General features: G+C 51.1%; 3 protein-coding genes. All 3 read left to right on the top strand.

Annotated features, from left to right (window positions below):
- Positions 1-504, top strand: a 504-nt coding sequence (locus ENN47_07975; GenBank protein ID HDP78105.1) for a peptide transporter, incomplete at its 5' end; no start/stop codon positions are given.
- 18 nt (positions 505-522) lie between these two features.
- Entirely contained in the window at positions 523-1626 is a 1104-nt protein-coding gene (pgsW, locus tag ENN47_07970) for a poly-gamma-glutamate system protein (GenBank protein ID HDP78104.1), read from the top strand.
- Positions 1623-2135, top strand: a 513-nt coding sequence (locus ENN47_07965; GenBank protein ID HDP78103.1) for a poly-gamma-glutamate synthase PgsB, incomplete at its 3' end; no start/stop codon positions are given. The genes pgsW and ENN47_07965, both read left to right, overlap by 4 nt.

The raw sequence follows: 2135 nt of genomic DNA, 5'->3' as shown, positions 1-2135 counted from the left end.
GTAGTGGCAGTCGCTTGCGGCCTCGCGGGCGATGTACTGAACGACTTCAAATCCGGTTACCTTTTGAGGACCAACCCCAGGGCTCAGATCGTTGCCGAGACGGTCGGCGGAGTCATTGGCGCTGTGGTCTCGGTAATCGTTCTCTTTATTATGTTCAGAGCCTATGGTACAATGGGCCCGGGAACGGAGCTCCCCGCGCCGCAAGCGTACGCAGTTTCCACAATGGTCGGTGGTCTTCCAAATACTCCGGCCTTTTTATTCGGCTTGATGATCGGGATCCTGATCTATCTGATGAGACTGCCGGGGATGACGCTTGGAATTGGCATGTACCTCCCTATGGAGATATCTACCGCAGCATTCGTCGGAGGCGTTGTCAGCTTGATTGTCGGCAAGATCAAGCCAGAATCGAAGGAGACCGGCATGATAGTATCATCTGGACTTCTCGGGGGCGAAGGGATAACGGGAGTGGTTCTAGCGATAATAAGGGTTCTAACTGTTAGCTAATAGATTAGAGGAGTTAATTTGAAACACTTTCATACTGTGGGTAGAGTCCCTTTCAATCGAGTTCATATTTCTCTCAAGTGGTTATTGCTCGGCGTTGTCGTCGGTGTAGCGGGCTTCTTCATCGTCAGTCTTTCAATGAAGAGGATCGAATCTCCCCACTTCTCTGCTCAGCTGTCCGCGGCTAGTCTCATGGAATCCTCAATAGCTGAACTTTCAAGTTTTCGGCAATCTCTGGGCATAGAGATCGACCCGTCGGTCGACCCGAATCTGACCGGGCTCATTGGACCGGAATTCACGGAGTTGACAACTACTCTGGGAAATCTGCAGGCGAAGAGAACCTCTACCAATCCTGACTTTGCGGCTCTCCTGGTGAAGTACTTCGAAGAACTCGATCTCAAGAGAGGCGACCCCGTAGCTATCGGGGCGAGCGGTTCCTTCCCCGCGCTTCTTCTTGCCACTCTTTGCGCTTGCGAGGTTCTCGAACTTGAACCGCTTGTGATTTACTCGATTGGCGCTTCAGAGCACGGCGCAACACACCCGGAGTTTACCTTCGTTACGATGCTGGAAAGACTTGTAGAGCTGGGGCTGCTTAAAGACAGCCTGATCGCAGTCTCTCTGGGCGGTAATTACGATACGGCAAGCGGGATGTTTTTCCCGAAAGCTCGTGAACTGATGATGGAGATCGCATTATCCAGCGGAAAGACATTCATATATGAAGAACCTCTTCAAGCAAGCATTGAAAAGAGACTTGAGCTCTATCTTGAGAAGTCGGCCGGACTGCCTTCTGTCTTCGTCAACGTCGGGGGAGCAAGCACAAACTTCGGCAACAGCCTTCTAGCTCTCAGCCTGGATAACGGTGTTTTGACTTCGTTCTCTTCGATACCTGAGGGCGATGAAAGGGGACTGATTTTCGAGTTTGCGGAGCTCGGTGTGCCCGTGATTCATCTGCTGAACATCAGAGATCTCGCAATGGAGAATGGCATTCCGATCGATCCCGTTCCTCTTCCGGAACCGGGAATCAGCGGAGTGTATTTTGTCGATAGTTATTCGTTGCTTCTGACTTTGACCTTTCTATTCCTTATGATCCTCTGCGTTGTCGCGGGAAGGATGATTAAGAAATGACAAACTTACTGCTTGCTCTACTCGCATTGTCGGTCCTCTTGCTCTTTCTCGTGATTGAGAATATTCTCTCGAGAAAGAGAAGGAAGCGACTGAAAATTGCTGTTCAAGTGAACGGAACCAGAGGCAAGAGCGAGACAGTAAGACTGATTCACGCGGCCCTCAAAGCAAACGGCTTCAGCGTGCTGGGCAAGACGACGGGGACTGTTCCTCTATGGATAACCCCCGACGGGAGACATGTCGAAGTGGTGCGTCATGGTCCTGCAAACATACAGGAGCAATTCCTCGCCTTGAAGAAGTCGGAGAGGGACGGCTGCAACGCGTTGGTCGTGGAATGCATGGCTATTAAGCCCGAGATGCAGCTTTCAAGCATGAGAATCGTCGAAGCAGACATTACCGTCATCACGAACGCTTATCCGGATCATATCGAAGAGATTGGAGCCGATGAAGAAGAGACTGCCAGAGTGCTTTCTCTATCCATTGCTCCAGGCGGGATTTGCGTCCTTGGAAAT

This window comes from Mesotoga infera, assembly GCA_011045915.1.
Taxonomy (GTDB): Bacteria; Thermotogota; Thermotogae; order Petrotogales; family Kosmotogaceae; genus Mesotoga; species Mesotoga infera_D.
This window is presented reverse-complemented; position numbering and strand designations above follow the sequence as displayed.